Source organism: Kitasatospora sp. NPDC088346 (assembly GCF_044740765.1).
Classification (GTDB): Bacteria; Actinomycetota; Actinomycetes; order Streptomycetales; family Streptomycetaceae; genus Kitasatospora.
The window spans coordinates 25,370-42,246 of the sequence record NZ_JBIURH010000055.1; the positions used below are offsets into that span (position 1 = coordinate 25,370).

17 protein-coding genes and 1 pseudogene are annotated in these 16,877 nt (G+C 72.3%); 10 read left to right on the forward strand and 8 right to left on the reverse strand.

What is annotated here, in order from left to right; all coding sequences use genetic code 11:
* Positions 1-6: 6 nt before the first annotated feature.
* Together ACIOFR_RS36540 and ACIOFR_RS36545 are read right to left on the reverse strand one after the other, a co-directional pair.
* Positions 7-1,533: a sensor histidine kinase gene (locus ACIOFR_RS36540; RefSeq protein ID WP_401004248.1), complete on the reverse strand. Its 1,527-nt coding sequence runs from the start codon at positions 1,531-1,533 to the stop codon at positions 7-9.
* Positions 1,530-2,255, reverse strand: a complete 726-nt coding sequence (locus tag ACIOFR_RS36545; protein WP_401004250.1) for a response regulator transcription factor — start codon at positions 2,253-2,255, stop codon at positions 1,530-1,532. The genes ACIOFR_RS36540 and ACIOFR_RS36545 overlap by 4 nt, the downstream gene beginning before the upstream one ends.
* A gap of 308 nt (positions 2,256-2,563) precedes the next feature.
* Between ACIOFR_RS36545 and ACIOFR_RS36550 the strand changes: the two genes are divergently transcribed.
* The 3 genes from ACIOFR_RS36550 to ACIOFR_RS36560 are packed head-to-tail and all read left to right on the forward strand — an operon-like array spanning position 2,564 to position 5,198.
* On the forward strand, positions 2,564-3,847 hold the full coding sequence (locus ACIOFR_RS36550) for a ferric reductase-like transmembrane domain-containing protein (protein WP_401004252.1): 1,284 nt from the start codon (positions 2,564-2,566) through the stop codon (positions 3,845-3,847).
* Between the two features lie 44 nt (positions 3,848-3,891).
* Positions 3,892-4,359: an FMN-binding protein gene (locus tag ACIOFR_RS36555; protein ID WP_401004254.1), complete on the forward strand. Its 468-nt coding sequence runs from the start codon at positions 3,892-3,894 to the stop codon at positions 4,357-4,359.
* Between the two features lie 56 nt (positions 4,360-4,415).
* Positions 4,416-5,198 (forward strand): FAD:protein FMN transferase, encoded by a 783-nt coding sequence (locus tag ACIOFR_RS36560; protein WP_401004279.1) that lies wholly within the window; start codon positions 4,416-4,418, stop codon positions 5,196-5,198.
* A gap of 226 nt (positions 5,199-5,424) precedes the next feature.
* On the opposite strand, the gene ACIOFR_RS36565 is transcribed toward ACIOFR_RS36560, so the two are convergent.
* On the reverse strand, positions 5,425-5,613 hold the full coding sequence (locus ACIOFR_RS36565) for a hypothetical protein (RefSeq protein ID WP_401004256.1): 189 nt from the start codon (positions 5,611-5,613) through the stop codon (positions 5,425-5,427).
* 221 nt (positions 5,614-5,834) lie between these two features.
* Here ACIOFR_RS36565 and ACIOFR_RS36570 point away from each other — a divergent pair, with 221 nt between their 5' ends.
* Positions 5,835-7,190, forward strand: coding sequence for a GH1 family beta-glucosidase (locus ACIOFR_RS36570; protein WP_401004258.1), 1,356 nt, complete (start codon positions 5,835-5,837; stop codon positions 7,188-7,190).
* A gap of 5 nt (positions 7,191-7,195) precedes the next feature.
* Here the strand turns inward: ACIOFR_RS36570 and ACIOFR_RS36575 are convergent, their stop codons facing one another.
* Positions 7,196-7,693: a CHAT domain-containing protein gene (locus ACIOFR_RS36575; protein ID WP_401004260.1), complete on the reverse strand. Its 498-nt coding sequence runs from the start codon at positions 7,691-7,693 to the stop codon at positions 7,196-7,198.
* Between the two features lie 1,205 nt (positions 7,694-8,898).
* On the opposite strand from ACIOFR_RS36575, the gene ACIOFR_RS36580 reads away from it, so the two are divergent.
* Complete coding sequence (locus tag ACIOFR_RS36580) at positions 8,899-9,726, forward strand: hypothetical protein (RefSeq protein ID WP_401004262.1); 828 nt, start codon at positions 8,899-8,901, stop codon at positions 9,724-9,726.
* Between the two features lie 93 nt (positions 9,727-9,819).
* Entirely contained in the window at positions 9,820-10,929 is a 1,110-nt protein-coding gene (locus tag ACIOFR_RS36585; RefSeq protein WP_401004263.1) for a CaiB/BaiF CoA transferase family protein, read from the forward strand.
* Between the two features lie 26 nt (positions 10,930-10,955).
* On the opposite strand, the gene ACIOFR_RS36590 is transcribed toward ACIOFR_RS36585, so the two are convergent.
* The gene (locus ACIOFR_RS36590) at positions 10,956-11,531 is read right to left on the reverse strand and encodes a TetR/AcrR family transcriptional regulator (protein ID WP_401004265.1); all 576 of its coding nucleotides are present in this window, start codon (positions 11,529-11,531) and stop codon (positions 10,956-10,958) included.
* A gap of 102 nt (positions 11,532-11,633) precedes the next feature.
* Between ACIOFR_RS36590 and ACIOFR_RS36595 the strand changes: the two genes are divergently transcribed.
* Complete coding sequence (locus ACIOFR_RS36595) at positions 11,634-12,335, forward strand: SDR family oxidoreductase (RefSeq protein ID WP_401004267.1); 702 nt, start codon at positions 11,634-11,636, stop codon at positions 12,333-12,335.
* Positions 12,336-12,459: 124 nt separating this feature from the next.
* On the opposite strand, the gene ACIOFR_RS36600 is transcribed toward ACIOFR_RS36595, so the two are convergent.
* A complete protein-coding gene (locus tag ACIOFR_RS36600) occupies positions 12,460-12,861 on the reverse strand; it encodes a transposase (RefSeq protein ID WP_401004269.1) in 402 nt (133 codons plus the stop codon).
* A gap of 177 nt (positions 12,862-13,038) precedes the next feature.
* Complete coding sequence (locus tag ACIOFR_RS36605) at positions 13,039-13,194, reverse strand: hypothetical protein (protein ID WP_401004271.1); 156 nt, start codon at positions 13,192-13,194, stop codon at positions 13,039-13,041.
* A 26-nt stretch (positions 13,195-13,220) separates the two neighbouring features.
* Between ACIOFR_RS36605 and ACIOFR_RS36610 the strand changes: the two are divergent.
* A pseudogene (locus tag ACIOFR_RS36610) lies at positions 13,221-13,280 on the forward strand (hypothetical protein); the annotation flags it as partial.
* Positions 13,281-13,512: 232 nt separating this feature from the next.
* Here ACIOFR_RS36610 and ACIOFR_RS36615 read toward each other — a convergent pair.
* Positions 13,513-14,676 carry a lactonase family protein gene (locus tag ACIOFR_RS36615; RefSeq protein ID WP_401004273.1) on the reverse strand — a complete coding sequence of 388 codons (1,164 nt, stop codon included), beginning with the start codon at positions 14,674-14,676 and terminating at the stop codon, positions 13,513-13,515.
* A gap of 386 nt (positions 14,677-15,062) precedes the next feature.
* Here ACIOFR_RS36615 and ACIOFR_RS36620 point away from each other — a divergent pair, with 386 nt between their 5' ends.
* Together ACIOFR_RS36620 and ACIOFR_RS36625 are read left to right on the forward strand one after the other, a co-directional pair.
* Positions 15,063-15,779 (forward strand): flavodoxin family protein, encoded by a 717-nt coding sequence (locus ACIOFR_RS36620; protein WP_401004275.1) that lies wholly within the window; start codon positions 15,063-15,065, stop codon positions 15,777-15,779.
* A gap of 318 nt (positions 15,780-16,097) precedes the next feature.
* The gene (locus ACIOFR_RS36625) at positions 16,098-16,682 is read left to right on the forward strand and encodes a TetR/AcrR family transcriptional regulator (RefSeq protein ID WP_401004277.1); all 585 of its coding nucleotides are present in this window, start codon (positions 16,098-16,100) and stop codon (positions 16,680-16,682) included.
* Positions 16,683-16,877 lie beyond the last annotated feature (195 nt).

Here is a 16,877-nt window from a genome sequence, read left to right on the forward strand (position 1 = left end):
GCCGTCTCAGGCCGTGCCGGCCGGCGACTCCAGAGGGAGGGCCACGGTGAAAGCGGTATGACCGGGGCGGCTGGAGAGCGTCACCGTGCCGCTGTGAGCGGCCACGACGGCATGCACGATCGCGAGCCCCAGCCCGGTGCTCCCGTGCGTTCTCGATCGGGCCCGGTCGCCCCGCACGAAGCGTTCGAAGATCCGGGGCGCGATCTCGGCGTCGATCCCGGGGCCGGTGTCGGTGACGGTGAGCAGCGCCTGGCCGCCGCCGCGTCCGAGCGCCAGCGTCACCTCGGTGCCGTCAGGGGTGTGGGTGCGGGCGTTGGCGAGCAAATTGGCCACCACCTGCCGGAGCCGGTCACCGTCCCCCGGTACCACGACCGGCTCTTCGGACAGTTCGAGCCGCCAGTGGTGGCGCGGTCCGGCGGCGCGGGCGTCATCAGCGCCGTCCAGAGCCAATCGGGTCAGGTCGACGCTGCCGAGGGCGAGTGGCCGCCCAGCGTCGAGCCGGGCCAGCAGGAGCAGGTCCTCGACAATGGCACCCATCCGCCGGGACTCGGAGTCGATGCGGGCGAGCGAGTGGCGTACGGGCTCGGCGATCGGGCCGGGGTGCCGCAGGGCCAGTTCTGCGTGGCCCCGGACGGTGGCCACCGGGGTGCGCAGTTCGTGGCTGGCGTCCGCGGCGAACGCCCGCAGCCGCTCCTCGACAGCCTGGCGCTGGGCGAGGGCGTCCTCGACGTGGCCGAGCATCCGATTGACGGCCGCGCCGACCCTGCCGACCTCGGTCCGGATGTCGTCCTCCCGCACGCGGATGGTGAGTTCGACCTCCCCGCTGGCCAGCGGCAGGCATCCGACGCGTTCGGCCGCTGCCACGACGCGGTCGAGCGGGCGCAGCGAGAGACGGATCCAGAACGCGCCGACCGCCGTGGCAGTTGCCAGCGCGATGGCGAACACCACCATCTCCACGGTGACGAGTTGATGGGTCGTCGCCTCCAGCGGGCGCAGCGGCAGCCCGGTGACCAGGACATCGCCGTCCTGGCCGGTGAAGGCGCGCACCCGGTAGCCCCCGAGCCCGGACAGGCGGATGCTTCGTGCCGCGCCGCCGACCGGCAGCGCGGCCAGTGCCCGCTGGTCGGCGGCGGTCAGCTGTACCTGGTCGTCGGTGTCGGCCGGGGTGTCTCCGGCGGCGACCCCGGCATCGTCGGCGTCGCCGTCGACCACACCGGCGTTGGTCACCCTGCCGTTGAGCAGCCGGGCGCCGAGGGTACCGGGTGCCTGCGCGCGGGTGTCGCTTCGGCTGCCTGTTGTTCCCGGGACCCGGGTGTCCCGGTGTTCCAGACTGGCTGCATAGCGGCCGGAGGTGTCGGAGAGTTGCTGGTCGAGGCGGTCGACCAGGAAGTGACGGAGCGCCTCGGTGGTGGCGAGGGCGACCCCGCCGCAGGTCAGCAGGAGCAGGGCGAGCAGGCCGGTGACCAGACGGGCCCGCAGGGTGCGCGGCACGGGCAGGCGCGCGGTGGCGCGGCGCGCCGCCGGGCCGATCACTGCGGCACCTTGATCAGGTAGCCGGCCCCGCGAACGGTGTGGATCATCGCTGGCCGACCGGCGTCGATCTTCTTGCGGAGATAACTGATGTAGAGCTCGACCACATGGGCCTGGCCGCCGAAGTCGTACGACCAGACCGCATCCAGGATCTGCGCCTTGCTCAGCACCTGGCGTGGGTGGCTCATCAGGAGGCGGAGCAGTGCGAACTCGGTGGGGCTCAGGTCGACGGTGTCACCGGCGCGGGTGACTTCCCGGGCCTGCTCGTCCAGCACCAGGTCCCCCAGGACCAAGGCGTGCGCCGGGGGCACGAGGCGCTCCGGTCCCGACGGGGTGGCCCGCCGCAGCAGACCGCGAAGGCGTACCACCACTTCGGCGAGGCTGAACGGCTTGGTGACGTAGTCGTCCCCGCCGGCCGCCAGCGCGGCGATCCGGTCCTCCACGGCGTCCTTGGCGGTGAGGAACAGCACGCGTATCTCCGGACCGGTGGCGTGGATCCGTTCCAGGACCTGCATGCCATCGAGGCTGGGAAGCATCATGTCCAGCACCACGGCATGCGGGTGCCACTCGGCGGCGATCGCCACGGCACTCGGGCCGTCCTCCGCACCGCGCGTCTGCCAGCCCTCGTACCTGAGCGCGCCGCAGACCACCTCGACCAGGTCAGGTTCGTCGTCCACGACCAGGATCCGCCAGGGTGACGGCCGGGCGGGGGAGGGGGCGTCCATGCGGGTCCAAGGGGCTCGGGGTGGTGGCTGGATCCATTGTCACCCTCCAGATGAGAAGGCTATGAGATCCACTTCTGCCGTTCGTCGCGGCCGAACGTCATTGACCTGCGAGAACGCGCTGACCGATCGGGATCGGAGACATCGCGTTCAGAGGGAACTGAGAGCTTACGGTGCCAGGGTTTCGGGCAGCGACAGCAGCAGTGAGTGGAGAGGAGGCCGGGATGGACGCACCGACACGCACACGCGGTATCCGACCGGCGGGTACGGCCGGCCCCGGCCGGGGCGGGCGTACCCTTCCACCCGGAACAGTGGCGCGCGTTGCGCAGGTACTGATCGCGGTGGGAGCCGCCGGAGTTCTGGCCATCTGGTGGCAGGGCACGGCCGGAGTGAGCAGCGCCGAGGACTGGATCACCGGTGCAGGCCGGATCACCGGTCTGCTGGCCGGGTACACCGCGCCGGTGCTGCTGCTCCTGATGGCCCGGATCCCCCTGCTGGAGCGTGAGGTCGGCGCGGACCGCCTGGCGCGCTGGCACGCGGGCGGAGGACGCTGGCTGGTCGGCCTGGTCGCCGCGCACGTCCTGACCATCACCTGGGGCTACGCGCTGACCGACGGGCGCGGGTTGGTCGGCGAGGGGGTGCGGCTGGTGTTCCACTACCCCGAGATGATCAAAGCGGCGCTGGCCACTCTGATCATGTTCGGGACGGGTGCGGTGAGCGCGCGCGTGGCACGCCGCCGGATGAGCTACGAGCTCTGGAATTATCTGCATCTGGCGACGTACCTGGCCGTCGCGCTCGGCTTCGGCCATCAGCTGGCCGACGGCGCGGACCTCGGCGGCGGTCCCGAACGCGCCGTCTGGTACGCGCTGTATCTCGGCACCGCCGCCCTGCTCGGTTGGTACCGTCTCGCCGTACCCTCTTGGCGCGACCGCCGCCACCGGATGCGAGTGGCCGAAGTCCGGGCGGAGGGCCCGGGCGTGGTCTCGCTGTTCGTCACCGGCGAGCGCCTGGACCGACTCGGATCCGAGGCAGGTCAGTTCTTCCGTCTCCAATTCCAGACACCCGGACTGCGCTGGACCGCCAACCCGTACTCAATCTCCGCCCCGCCCCATCCGCACTTCCTTCGCTTCACCGTGAAGGACCTCGGCGGCCACAGCGCCGCCGTCGCCCGACTCGAGCCCGGTACACGCCTACGAGCCGAGGGCCCGTACGGGGCGTTCACCGCCGGGCGCCGCAGGGAGCACAAGGTGCTGCTGCTCGGCGCCGGAGTCGGGATCACCCCGCTTCGCGCGCTGTTCGAGACCCTGCCGGGCGACCTGACCCTCGTCCAGCGCGCCCGCCGGCCGCAGGACATCCTCTTCCGGGGCGAACTGGCGACCGTCGCGACCGCCCGTGGCGCCCAGGTGCACGAGCTACTAGGCACCCGTGCCCAGATCGGCGATCTCGGTGCCGCGCTCCGGGGGCTCGTCCCGGACCTCGCCGCGCACGAGGTGTACCTGTGCGGACCGCCGGCCTTCGCAGGCGAGGCCGTACGAGGCCTGCGGGCCGCCGGGGTCCGGCGCTCGCGCATCCACTGCGAATCCTTCGAGCTCTGACTCGTCGACCGTCCCCGACCACCCGACAGTTGAGGAGAACTCCCTTGCGCAGAGCCGTCATCACCAGTACCGCCACCGTGGCAGGGGTGATCCTGCTGCTCTCGCTCAAACCGCACGACGTGGCCACGGGCGGTGGCGTCATTACCTCCGGTGAATCCGAGGCGCCGGCCCCGACGGCCACCTCCACGGCCGCAGTCGCCGTCCCGGCCCCGTCGGCGACGTCCGCCGGCGGGCCCTCCCGATCGGTGACCGGTGACGCGGCCAACACCCGTTACGGGGCCGTCCAGGTCAGAGTCACCCTGGACGGCGGGAGGATCGCAAAGATCGAGGTGATCCGCTACCCCAGTCACGACCGCCGTGACCAGGAGATCAACAGCTTTGCCCTGCCACAGCTCAACCAGGAGGCGATCGCCGCCCAGAGTGCGCACATCGATGCCGTGTCCGGGGCAACGTACACCAGTGACGGCTACACCCGCTCACTGCAGAGCGCCCTCGACCAGGCGGGGCTGTAGCGGTGGCCGCCGGCCCTCCGGCCCAGCAGGCCGCCCTGCGGCACGCCGAACATGTCATGGGTACGGTGTTCTCCTTCACCGTCCGCGATTCCACCGCCGCGACGGACCGCGCACTGCGCCGGATCGTCCAACGGCTGCACCGGATCGACGAGGTGTTCTCCACCTACCGGCCCACGTCCGACATCAGCAGGCTCGGACGCGGCGAACTGACGCTCGCCCAATGTGATCCGGACGTCGCCGAGGTGCTGGAACGCTGCCGTGAGGTTGCCGTCGAAACCGACGGCTGGTTCACCGACCACCCCGGAGGCCGGCTCGACCCGAGCGGCTGGGTGAAGGGCTGGGCCGTGGAGGAGGCATCCCGGTACCTGCGGGCTGCCGGGTCCACCCGGCACAGTGTGGGTGGCGGCGGTGACGTCCAGACCTGCGGCGGCCCGTGGCGGATCGGTATCGCCGACCCGGTGCGCCCGGGCGGCCTCGCCGTCGTCGTCAGCGGTCATGACCTCGCCGTCGCCACCTCCGGTGTCGCGGAACGCGGAGCCCACATCTGGGACCCGCACACCGATCGCCCGGCCGGCGGCATGCTCTCCGTCACCCTGATCGGTCGGTGGCTGGCCCGCACGGACGCCTGGGCCACCGCGGCCTTCGCGATGGGTTCCGCACGCGCGCTCGACCGGGTCGAGCGGCTCCCCGCGACCGAAGCTTTTGCCGTCCTGGAGGACGGCACCCGGTGTTGGACCTCAGGCTTTCCACAGCGCCTCGCCCCTGCGCCGCCGCCGGCCATCGGACCGGCACAATGGGGTCCTCCGGGCATCGGCCGGCTGTCCGCCCGGAAGAACTGAACCGGTGCTGGCAGCGGCCAACAGCAGGCCGAGCCGGAAGGCGCGGGACCGGATCGAACGCCAGACCTGACCTCCTTGACCGTCCGCAGGATCTGCCGACCGATGACCCAGCAGCTCGCCCCGCTCCTGGTGAGGGACCCGCAGCGCCGCCGCGCGGCGGACCTGTCGAGCCGGCGGTGGGGCTGCGGAGGCAGCCAGGTCCTAGCGTCGGTGAGGGGTGCGTGTGTCAGGTGATGGTCCACAACTGCGCCGGGTTGCCCGCAATGGCGGCGGTGACCACGACCGTCGCGCTGCGGTCGCCCCAGGGGGACAGCATCACCGGCTGCGCGTACCGGCCCTCGCCGACCAGCGGCGGTGCTCCGGTCCGGTGCGGGCCCGTCCACAGGGTGCGCGGAGGTCTGATCCGGACGGTCACCGCCGCCGTTCGTCCCAGCGTGATCCGCAGGTCGGCCGGTCGGGCCGGACCGCACCGAGCCCGTGATCGGGACGTTGCCCAGGTTGTCGACGGCGAGGACCCGCCTGCGCAGATCATGAGTGCGGGCATGCCCCTGACGCGCCGGCGGAATGGGGCTAACATGAGGCTCCCTCATGTACTTCGCTCGCCGATCCGCCGCCGCCTTGACCAAGGAGTCAGCTGTGCCGAACCGTCTCGACCTGCCCGGAGGCTTCCGTTGGGGTGTCTCGACCGCGGCCTACCAGATCGAGGGGGCGGTGGCGGAGGACGGGCGCGGCCCGTCGGTATGGGACGTCTTCGCGGCACGCCCCGGCGCGGTCCGAGACGGGCATACCAGTGCCGTCGCCTGCGACCACTACCACCGGTATCCCGAGGACGTTGCTCTGATGAAGGGGCTCGGGCTCGATGGCTACCGCTTCTCCATCGCATGGTCGCGTGTCCAGCCCAGCGGTGCGGGTCCGGTCAACCCGGCCGGCCTCGACTTCTACGACCGCCTCGTCGACCGCCTGCTGGGAGCCGGGATCACCCCGCTGCCCACCCTCTTCCACTGGGACCTCCCACAGGCGCGGGAGGACGGCGGCGGCTGGCTGAACCGCGACACCGCGTACCGCTTCGCCGAGTACACCACTGTCGTCGCCGACCGCCTCGGCGACCGCGTCCCTGCCTGGATCACCCTCAACGAGCCCTTCGTGCACATGGTCTACGGCTACGCACTCGGCATCCACGCACCCGGCCGCGCCCTGATGCTCGACGCCCTTCCCACGGCGCACCACCAACTCCTCGCCCACGGCCTCGCCGCCTCCGTGCTCGGCGAGCGCAACCTTGAGGTGATGATCGCCAACAACCTCACCCCGGTGCGCGCCGCGAGCTCCGACCAGGGCGACCTGGCGGCCGCTGCCGCGTACGACGCCCTGCACAACCGGCTGTTCACCGACCCGCTGCTGCTCGGGTGCTACCCCGACCTGTCCGCCTTCGGCGTCGGCCCGGACCTCGGCGGCAGCGTCCGCGACGGGGACCTGAAGCTGATCGCCGGCACGGCGCTCGACGGCCTCGGCGTCAACTACTACAACCCCACCCGGATCGCAGCCCCCACCGAACCCGGCCTCCCCTTCGCCGAGGCCCCGATCGAGGACGTCCCCCGCACCGCGTTCGGCTGGCCCGTCGTCCCCGAGGGCCTGCGCGAACTCCTCGTCGGCCTCCGCGACCGCTACGGCACCGCCCTCCCGCCCGTCACCATCACCGAGAACGGCTGCTCGGTGGCCGACGAGGTGGCTGCCGACGGCACCGTCGACGACCGGCCTCGCATCGACTACCTGGCCGGTCATCTCGACGCCCTCGCCGCCGCCATTGCCGAGGGTGTCGACGTCCGGGGCTACTTCACCTGGTCCCTCCTCGACAACTTCGAGTGGGCGGAGGGGTTCCACCAGCGCTTCGGCCTCGTGCACGTGGACTTCGAGACGCAGCGGCGCACGCCGAAGGCGTCGTACGCGTGGTACCGCGAGCTGATCGCCGCCCATCGGAAGCGGCTCACGGGTTAGGCGGGCTACCTGGACCTTGCAACTCCCACGCAGCGTGGTGTGTCCAGCTCGATCTCCCGGCAGTCCAGGCCCTTCACGGCGGTGGCCCAGATCTGGGCCGCGGTGCCCATCTCGCCAGGAGGGACAATGTCGACCACGGCCGCGCCTCGACAGCCCACCCTTCCTCGGCCCCCAGGCGGCCGGACACTGAAGGGCGCTGTCGGACCGGGGACTCCGGCGGCGCGGCCTCGGGCGCCGACGTGCAGGTGGGCGGCCCATGGCGACGGTGTGGCGCGGAAGGTGTGCCGTTCGGTGCGGACGGCGTGGTGCAGGGCGTGGGCCGCTCGGCGGGTGTCGGGGCCCGAGCCGATAGTCAGGGCATCGTAGAGGGTGTCGGCGATCCGGACGGCGCAGGAGCCGGCGATGGCCCACAGGGTGCCGATAACGTGGGGGAATCCGGCGAGCCGGTCGGCCTCCGCGCGCGCGTTGTCCAGGGGGCGTTGGCCGCCGGGTGTGGTGGGCATCGCCACGACCAAGGCTTTCCCGGCGGCGGGGCTGGCCGAATGGGGTCCCTGCGGGCGTGCCGGAGGGCGCCGATGGTCGGCGTGTGGGAGGACACCACTCGGTCCGGCACGGCCCGGGCGGCAGGATCGGACGGGTCGCCGTGGTAGCCGGCGGCGTGGAAGGGCAGCAGGCCCAGCACCCCACCGGGCACCCACCACCCCCCGGCCAGTCCGGACCAGGGGCGGGGGCACCGGTGTGGCCGAGCGCGTCGAGCACCGGGCGCGCGGCGAACTCCCAGAGCCACTCCAGCGGCAGGGACAGAAACTCCTGTGCGGCGATGCGTTCCGATCGGGTGCGGCCCCGCGCCGCGTCTCTCAGCGCCAGATGGAAGCCCATGGCCATGCCGCGCAGCACGGTGATGTCCAGTCGCGGCAGCGGGAGGCAGGAGATGCCGTCGGCGGTGAGCAGCAGGGCGTCGCTGCGGTACTGGCTCATGTCGAACACCACCCCACTGGCCCCTCGGCGGCCTGGGCCAGGAGATCCTCGGCGGCTGGTGGCTCGGCGAAGGTCGTGAACCGGTCCTGCTCGCGGATCTCCGTGAGCAGGGCGGCCCACGCGGTGGCGAGCCGCCGTCGTCGCGTAGGGCGATTTCGGCGGAGGCGCCGGTGACGGCCGTCTCCCCGCCGCCGGCGAGGTCGGTGGCCGGCTGGTCGAGCTGGTTGCACAGGTCGACGAATCGGGCGGCCGGCGCGGGGTGGCACCGGGTCAGCTCGGCGAGATCGCTGCGGGTCTCCAGGGACCGGCCCGGCAGTACCGCCCGGCCAGTCTCCAGAAGTCTCAGCGCCAAGGCGGGCCGCTCGTTCTCGGGGGTGGCCGGATCGTTGAGCGCGAGCGCTGCGGCGTCGGCCGTGAGGCCGGCGAAGCCGCCTCCCGCGAACTGCTGCTCGGTCCGCGCCAACTGACGCGGCGCTACCTGGGGCAGCAGTCGCACCGCCTGCTCCAACAGCGCCGCCGGGCGGTTCGGCTCGGTGTCCGCGGCGAGCTCGCCCGCCGAACGGGCAGCCCGGAGTCGGACCGAGGGGGCTGCCAGCTCGCTTCCCGGCACTTCCTCGAAGCAGCGACGGCCTCGGCCAGGTCGGCGGGCTCCTCGGCCACCACGTACCGGGCGCGAAGGTCGAACGCGAGGTTCGACAGCAATCGGACGCGGACGGGATGGGTGGCGCCGATGGTACGCACCGCCTCCCGGTCTGCCCTGATCGCCTCGTCCAGGTCACGCAACGACCCGGACCGCACGAACCGGCTGTACGGCGCGCTTCCGAGGATCGCCGCGTCGAGGTCCTCCTGCGCCCCGGACGGCAGCGCGGTGCCGCCGAGCGCAGCGGGTGGCCGTGTCAGCGGTAAGGCTCTACGCCGCCCGCCCGGAGAGCAGCTGTGGTTCGAGCTGCACGACGGCAGCAGCTTCGAGGGCGTCTCCCCAGAGACGGTGGAGGCCCACGCCCTGGCCGTTGTCCGCTCCATCGGGAACGACCTGGAGCAGCAGCTCGTCGACCGGTACCTCGACCTGCTTCGCGACCGGTATGCGACACCCGATCCGGTGGGCGGCTGCGCGGGAAGGAGTCGGACCGGCAGGATCGCCCGCACGAGGATTCTCGTCCTGGGTGGTGGTTGGTGCCTGGGCCCGGCGGTCATGGCCGGTGCACCGGCCCGCGGCTGGGAGGTGACGACGTTCACCCGCGGCCGGTCCGGCGGGCCGATGGCCGGCACGGAGGTCGTGCACGGTGACCGCGAACGGGCTGAGGATCTTGCCCGGCTCGCTGGGCAGGGCCCGTGTGACGCCGCGGTCGACACGTCCGCCTCCGCTCTCAGCCCGCGTGACGTGCTGGCCGGTGTCCGGGCTCTGGAACCGGTTGCCGGCCGGTGCGTGTACCCCGGCGTGTCTGCCATCGACGCGTCCTCGGCGTTCGCGGCCGACTTCCGGAGCCGGCCCGCTCGCCGAGACCGTTGCCGACACGTGGACGTGGCTGAGGCGCGGCAACGTTCCTGTACCGCATAGGCGTTGGGCCAAGCACGGGATCGATGCGGACAAGGAGCGAGGCATCCTCGAGGGCGTGGCCTAGTCTCGAACACGGAGAACGAGGAGGAGCGCATGACCGCTGGTGCCCTCGACGGCATCGTCGTCGCCGACTTCAGCCGGGTGCTGGCCGGCCCGTACGCCACCATGATGCTCGCGGACCTCGGCGCGGACGTGGTCAAGGTCGAACGGCCGGGGACCGGGGACGACACCCGTGCCTGGGGCCCGCCGTTCGACGCGGACGGGCAGGCGACGTACTTCAACGCCGTCAACCGCAACAAGCGTTCGGTGGTGCTCGACCTCCACGACAGCCGCGACCTGGGCCGCGCCCTCGACCTGGTGCGCGGCGCCGACATCGTGGTGGAGAACTTCCGCGCCGGGACCATGGACCGCCTCGGCCTCGGCTACCGGGACCTGCGGGCCGTGCGGCCCGGCCTGATCTACTGCTCGATCACCGGCTTCGGCTCCGGCGAGGGCGCCGCGCTGGCCGGCTACGACCTGCTGGTCCAGGCCGTCGGCGGGCTGATGAGCGTCACCGGGCCCGGCCCCGACGAGCCGACCAAGGCCGGGGTCGCACTGGTCGACGTCCTCACCGGGGTGCACGCGCTGGCCGGGATCCTGGCCGCGCTGCACCACCGCGACCGCACCGGGCAGGGGCAGCTGGTCGAGGTCAACCTGCTGTCCACGCTGCTGTCCTCGTTGGTGAACCAGGCCTCCGGGTACCTCGGTGCGGGCGCGGTCCCCGGCATCCTCGGCAACCGCCACCCGAGCATCGCCCCGTACGAGGTGTTCCCGACGGCGTCCCGCCCGCTGGTGCTGGCCGTCGGCAACGACCGGCAGTTCCGGGCGCTGGCGCAGGCGCTCGGCCGCGCCGCACTGGCCGACGACCCGCGCTTCGCGCACAACACCGACCGGGTCGCCCACCGGACGGCGCTGGCGGCCGAACTGGCGGAGCGGCTGGCGATGCGCGGCGCGGACGAGTGGTTCGCGCTGTTCCGCGCGGCCGGGGTGCCGGCCGGCCCGATCAACGACGTACGGGAGGCGTTCGGCCTCGCCACCGCCCTCGGGCTGGAGCCCACCGTCGCGGTCCCGGGCAGCGCGGCACCCCAGGTGGCCAACCCGATCACGATGTCCGTCACCCCACCCCGCTACCACCGCGCCCCGCCGCGGCTCGGCGAGGGCTGAACCCGGGCGCAGGCCGGGTCCCGGGCTCAGGCCACGCCCGCCGCGTCCAGCAGGGCGTTCGCCGTGGCCACGGCCAGCCCGTCCAGCGGCCGCCCCTGGACGACCGCCCGACTGCCCGCGCCGTCGAAGACGATGGTCAGCTGGCGGGCCAGGGTCTCGGGCTCGACCGCGCCGCCCCGGGCGGCCTCGCGCTGGAAGAAGGCGGTCAGGGCGTCCTTGGAGCGACGGGCGACCACGCTGGCCGGGTGCCCCGGGTCCTTGAGCTCGACCGCCGTGGCGACGAAGGGGCAGCCCCGGTACTCCGGCGCGGCGGTCAGTGCCTCCAGACGCTCGAACACGTGCAGCACCCGGGCGCGCGGCGGCCCCGGGTCGTCCTCGCCGGGCAGGGTCAGCGCCAGGTAGGCGGGGCTGCGCCGCTCCAGGCTCGCCGCCAGGACCTCGTCCTTGCTGTCGAACAGCTGGTACATGGTGCGTTTGGACACCCCGGCCGCCCGGCACAGCGCGTCCACGCCGATGCCGACGCCGTCCCGGTAGAAGAGGCCGGCCGCGGCGTCCAGCAGGCGCTCGCGCGCGGACACCTTCAGGCCTTCGTCGGTGGTCATGCTCCCGAGGTTACGCGGACCCTTGCCGTTTGGAAACCGATCGGTATACCTTGGTGGAAACCGAGGAAACCGATCGGTTTCCAGATCTGAGGGAGAACGGTCATGACCACGATCGAAGGCGCGAACGTCCTGGTCACCGGCGGCAGCCGCGGCCTCGGCAAGGCCCTGGTGGAGGCCCTGTACGCCCGGGGCGCGAAGCAGGTCTACGCCACGGCCCGCGACCCGCGGGCCGTCACCCACCCCGACGCCGTACCGCTGGCGATGGAGATCACCGACCCGGCGTCGGTCGCCGCCGCGGCCGAGCGGGCCCAGGACGTCACCATCCTGGTCAACAACGCCGCGGGGCTGGTCGGCGCGTCCTTCCTGGACTCCCCGGTCGAGGACGTCCGCCGGGAGTTCGAGGCCAACTTCTACGGCCCGCTGCACACCACCCGCGCGTTCGTCCCGATCATCGAGCGCAACGGCGGCGGCCACCTGCTCACCGTCCACTCCGTGCTCTCCTGGGTGGCGCTGTCCGGCTCGTACAGCGCCTCCAAGGCGGCCCTGTGGTCGCAGACCAACTCCCTGCGGCTGGACCTCAAGGCCCGCGGCATCAACGTCACCGGCCTGCACGTCGGTTACGTCGACACCGACATGGCCGCCGGCGTCGACGCACCCAAGTCCTCCCCGCACGCCGTCGCCGAGCAGGCACTCGACGGCATCGAGGCCGACGCCTACGAGGTCATCGCCGACGAGCTCACCCGCCGGGTCAAGTCCGGCCTCTCGGCCGACCTCGGCGCCCTCTACCCCCAGCTCGCCGGCTAAGCGGTCTTGCGTAAGTCAGCCGCTGTTGTCCGAAGTTGGCCGTCTCGGTGGGTGAGGGCCCGGTCGACGGCGGCATGGAGTTCGGCGATCCAGGGGTAGGCACGGATGGGTATGCCCTCGTACGTCACCGATCGCCACACGCGCTCGATCCGGTTGGGCTCGGGACTGTGGGGGGCAGGTAGTAGAGGGTGATTCCGTGGACCTCCAACTGCGGCCTGGCTGCTTTCACCACCCGGCTGACGTGCGCGGACGCGTTGTCCAGTACGACGGTGCGGGGTCTGGGCGAACTGTCGGTCGGGCCGAATGCGAGGGTGTCCCTGCCACCGGGTGGCCCGGCGACGTGGGTGCAGAGGAAGTCCAGGAGCACATCGGCGGTGATCTTGCCTGTGGCGGTGGGGAAGGCCAACCGCGGGTCGGGGCCGTCGACGCCCAGGGCGCCGAGGGCGTTGACCCGCCGGCCGCAGGTGCTTTCCTGAAGGACGAGCGCGCGCGTGCCTCGGCGGGCCCAGGTGCCACTGCCTGGCACTCGTCGGCCCGCGGAGCCCTCGCGCCCAGTGGCGTAGCAGACGAGTCGCTGCTGCGGGTGCTTTCGCAGCTTTCCCTGGCGGCCGTCGGGAGCCCAGCCGGTGCCCCGCGCGCGCTCGGCGACGACCGCCGGCCGGTGGTGCCCCCACCGGCTGCCCCAGGCACGGGCGGTGCTTTGTCACAGGAGGAAGACGGCCACGGTGGTGGAGAGGAGGAGGACGGTGACGGTGGGCCAGTAGAGCAATCGGGCGGCCATGTTGCCGTTCCAGTCGAGGAAGCGGAAGCGGCGGGTGGAGGTGTACTCGACGACGTTGAACGCGACCAGGGCGATCACCAGATAGCGAGTGGTGCTCCGCCGGCTGTGGGACCAGGGCCCGCGCGGCCCGCCACTACGAGAGGACCAAGACGGCCGGGCGCTGACGCCTCGGCGAACGGAGACGGGCCCATCTGAGGCGCCGGGGCGGAAGGGCGGCCGGGCGGCGCTCTTCGGGAGGCGCCCCGGTCTGCGCTGTTCGCGGGGCCTGCCAAGGCCCAAGGCCGGGGCGGGGTGGGCGTGGCCGACCCTGGGGGAGGGGCCGGTGCGGCTGCGGGCGGCAGTCGGCCCGGGGCGCGCGGACTCCGCGGCGGGTCCGCGCCGACTGCCGTGTGCGGGTCAGAAGGCGACGATGCCTTCGCCGCCGGCGGCGCCGGGGACGGTCTGGGAGCCGAGTGCGGTGAGGGATCCGTCCCTGTTGACGGCGAACTCGTCGAGGATGCCGTTGATCCCGGTCTGGGCGTAGAGGTAGTGCCCGTTGGAGGAGACGGCGGCGTCGACGGTGCCGGGGTCGGTGGGTGTGTTGCCCAGGACGGTCAGCTGGCGACCGCGGTCGGCGGTGCGCAGGCCGGTGAGGGTGGAGCTGCCCGCGTTGGAGGCGTAGAGCAGGTCGCGCACGCCGACGATCCAGCAGGTGGCCGCCTGGCCGGTGGCCGCGAACGCCTCCTGTGTGGCGGTGCCGTCGCGGTGGATCGTGAAGGTGGCCACGGCGTTGGTGCCGGCCTCGGCCAGGAACAGACCGTGCCTGCCGTTGGGGACGAACGCGAACGGCACGGCGCCCGGCAGACTCGTGGCGACGGGGGTGGCGGCGGGAGCGCCGGAGCGGTTGAGGTTGAACACCAGCAGGCTGCTGCCGTTGGCCTTGGTGGTGACCACGAGCTGCGAGCCGTCGCCGGTGAAGCCCACCTGCCCCGGGGTGTTGGTGAACTGGGGCGTGGCGTTCGGGTCGAGCCCCAGCGGCCGCTGCCAGCCGGCCTCCTGGTGGAGGTGCCCGTTGCGGACGGTGTAGCCCTGGATCGAACCGCCGTTCAGGGCGTTGAGCACGAACACGGTGTCGTCGTGCACCGTGATGCTCACCGGGAAGCGGCCGCCCGAGGGGACGACCTGCCGCAGCGCGAGGCGGTCGCCGTCCACGGAGAACACGGAGACGGTGTCGCTTCCGGCGTTCACCGCGTACAGCAGCGCGTGGTCGGGGTCGTAGGTGAGGGACCCCTGGGAGGCGAGGTGGTCGGCGACCGACCCGCCCAGTACGCCGCCGAGCCCGTGCGTGTCGTAGGTGCCGACCGGGGTGAGCCGCCCGTCGTCGGCGCGCCGGTAGGCGACGATCTGGTTGCCCGACGGGTTGTCGGTCTGCACGAACACCGCGTGGCGCCCGCCACGTGGGTGGCCGTCACCGTCTCCACCGCCTGCGCCGCCGTACGCGGCTGCGGTCGACGGTGCGCCGGCGGCTGCCGCGGCGAGTGCGGTCGCGACGGCCACGGCGAGCCGAGTGATCTTCTGCATGAGGTTCTGCCTTCCGGAGGTCCGGGACCGATCCCACCCCGGCCTTGGGTGCCGTGGTCGGGAGTCGGAACGACGTGGGCGAGGGCCGTGGCGGGAACCCCGTCGACGGTGACCGGCGCGAGAGAGCTCGCCACATTCCCTTTCGACACGGTATGTGACGTTCTGTCGGAAACCGCTGAAGGCGGCGATCCCGGCCCCGCCGGGATGCGCACGGCTGGTGCCCGGACCGTACGCCCACGTCGGACGCGGCCGGTCGGGCGGCGCTTGGGCCGCTTGGCCCACCCGGTCGACGCCTGCGGCGTGGCGGCCGGCCCCCGCGCCCCCGAGGCACCCGGGCCTGGTGGAGTGTGCGGGACCCGTGCCCGCCCGACAGCCGGAGCGCACCCATGCCGGACACCACGACGTCCTACCGCGACCTGCGCGCCCTGATCTTCAACTGCACGCTCAAACGCTCACCCGAACGCAGCCACACCCAGGGTCTGATCGACGTGAGCCGCGGCATCCTGGAGCGCCAGGGGGTCACCGTCGACGTCATCCGCGCCGTCGACCACGACATCGCCACCGGCGTCTGGCCGGACATGACCGAACACGGCTGGGAGACCGACGAATGGCCCGCCCTGTACCCCCGGGTGATGGCCGCGGACATCCTGGTCATCGCCGGACCGATCTGGCTGGGCGACAACTCCTCCGTGACCAAGCGGGTCATCGAACGCCTCTATGCCTGCTCCTCGCTCCTCAACGACGCCGGCCAGTACGCCTACTACGGCCGGGCCGGCGGCTGCCTCGTCACCGGCAACGAGGACGGCGTCAAGCACTGCGCCATGAACGTGCTCTACAGCCTCCAGCATCTGGGCTACACGATCCCGCCGCAGGCCGACGCGGGATGGATCGGCGAGGCCGGCCCGGGCCCGTCCTACCTCGACCCCGGTTCCGGCGGGCCGGAGAACGAGTTCACCCGTCGCAACACCACCTTCATGACGTGGAACCTCCTTCACCTGGCCCGGATGCTCAAGGACGCCGGCGGCATCCCCGCCCACGGCAACCAGCGCTCCGAGTGGGACGCCGGCTGCCGCTTCGACTTCGAGAACCCCGAGCACCGCTGACCCTCCGCCCCCAACGCCACGAGGCGTGCGGGGCGGTCCGTGCTCAGACGCGTGAATGCGCTCGGCGCTGCCCCGGGCCGCTGAACCGCACCCGCCGGTCGCCGACGGAGGGCAAGGGTGCCGTGTGTTCGGGGAAGCGGCCTGTCATCGCGGACGCCTCGCCGGGTCGAACCTCGGCGTACCTGCGCGCCCACCACCCGCCGGACGTCTGGGTGCGGCCCGTTCCGGCAGCGGCAGCGCTGCTCGCGAGAGGGCCTGCAGATCCTTCGGGCCCGGCGATCCATTGTTCTTGAACGGTCGCTCATGTATATTTCTGCCATGCCCAGACCACGCGAGTTCGACCCCGACACCGTACTGAACCAGGCGATGCTCCGGTTCTGGGAGCGCGGCTACCGGGCCACGTCGATCGAGGACCTGGTGAAGGCCACCGGGGTCAAGCCCGGCAGCATCTACAGCGCGTTCCCCGGGGGCAAGCATGCGCTCTTCGTGAAGTCGCTGGAGCGCTACTCGAAGCTGGTCGTGCCTCAGAAGCTCGGCGAGTTGGAGGCGCCGGGCGCGTCGGTGGCGGAGGTTCGCGGCTACTTCGACGGGCTGGTGCGCGACCTGCTCAGCCCTGAAGGGCGTCAGGGCTGCCTCCTGGTCAACACGGCGATCGAGAACGCCGTCGAGGACGACGCGGCGGCGGCCGTCGTGCGCGGCCACCTGGCGCGCCTGGAGCGGTGCATGACCCACGCCCTGGAGAACGCCGCCCGCCGGGGCGAGGTCCGAGGCTCGCTCGACGCGGGCGGCAGTGCCAAGCTGCTGGTCGCGACCTGCCAGGGGCTCATGGTCGTCGGCAAGGCCCATCCCGACGAGGCGGTCCTGCGGGCCATCGTCGACAACGCCTTCGCCGCGCTCGCCTGACGGCGCAACACTTCGGGCCACCGTGCGCGGTGGCCCTTTCGTCGGCCCAATAGTTGAATGACTACTCAAGAACGAGGTTCGGACATGAAGGCCATTGTCATATCCGCCCACGGCGGCCCCGAGGTCCTCACGGTCACGGAGCTGCCCGACCCGGTCGCCGCCACCGGCGAGGTCCTCATCAGAGTCAAGGCATTC

Excerpts from the sequence above, each read along its gene's own strand:
- ACIOFR_RS36615 (WP_401004273.1), bottom strand. The coding sequence starts at position 14,676 with ATGCAGAAGATCACTCGGCTCGCCGTGGCCGTCGCGACCGCACTCGCC.
- ACIOFR_RS36620 (WP_401004275.1), top strand. The coding sequence starts at position 15,063 with ATGCCGGACACCACGACGTCCTACCGCGACCTGCGCGCCCTGATCTTC.
- ACIOFR_RS36595 (WP_401004267.1), top strand. The coding sequence starts at position 11,634 with ATGACCACGATCGAAGGCGCGAACGTCCTGGTCACCGGCGGCAGCCGC.
- ACIOFR_RS36590 (WP_401004265.1), bottom strand. The coding sequence starts at position 11,531 with ATGACCACCGACGAAGGCCTGAAGGTGTCCGCGCGCGAGCGCCTGCTG.
- ACIOFR_RS36545 (WP_401004250.1), bottom strand. The coding sequence starts at position 2,255 with ATGGACGCCCCCTCCCCCGCCCGGCCGTCACCCTGGCGGATCCTGGTC.
- ACIOFR_RS36625 (WP_401004277.1), top strand. The coding sequence starts at position 16,098 with ATGCCCAGACCACGCGAGTTCGACCCCGACACCGTACTGAACCAGGCG.
- ACIOFR_RS36580 (WP_401004262.1), top strand. The coding sequence starts at position 8,899 with ATGGTACGCACCGCCTCCCGGTCTGCCCTGATCGCCTCGTCCAGGTCA.
- ACIOFR_RS36575 (WP_401004260.1), bottom strand. The coding sequence starts at position 7,693 with ATGCCCACCACACCCGGCGGCCAACGCCCCCTGGACAACGCGCGCGCG.
- ACIOFR_RS36585 (WP_401004263.1), top strand. The coding sequence starts at position 9,820 with ATGACCGCTGGTGCCCTCGACGGCATCGTCGTCGCCGACTTCAGCCGG.
- ACIOFR_RS36560 (WP_401004279.1), top strand. The coding sequence starts at position 4,416 with ATGGGTACGGTGTTCTCCTTCACCGTCCGCGATTCCACCGCCGCGACG.